We start from the raw sequence: 360 nt of genomic DNA, 5'->3' as shown, positions 1-360 counted from the left end.
GCCAGCTTCAAGGCGGCCAATGCGCAAGAGCGGGAGGATCTGGGTTCCTACAACCGCTTGCTGGCAGGCGATCTGGAAGCGCTGCGCGCGCGCAAAGCTTTCCTTCATGGCGATGAGGGGCAACCGTTCAGCGCCCGGGACATTGCGCGCATCAATCACTGGCAATACTATCGCGCCCAAAATCACATCTCCTTGGATGATTGGGAAGCATGGGCGCTCGACATATTCGATCACCCCAAACCGCTGCCGCCTGAAGTGATGCGTTTTTTTGACGACTATGTACACGATTCCCTGGCCGGCTTTTATATGGCAGGCGAAGTGACGGAATACGACAAGCGGGCCAGGATCGCCTCGTTCGCC

At 57.8% G+C, this 360-nt stretch carries 1 pseudogene; it reads left to right on the top strand.

What is annotated here, in order from left to right:
* Nucleotides 1-360: pseudogene (locus SJI03_RS28875) on the top strand (DUF2235 domain-containing protein); the annotation flags it as partial.

It is taken from the genome of Janthinobacterium sp. GMG1 (genome assembly GCF_034427795.1).
GTDB lineage: Bacteria > Pseudomonadota > Gammaproteobacteria > Burkholderiales > Burkholderiaceae_D > Janthinobacterium.
The sequence above is the reverse complement of the archived record's forward strand: the minus strand, read 5'-3'. Positions and strand labels throughout refer to the sequence as shown.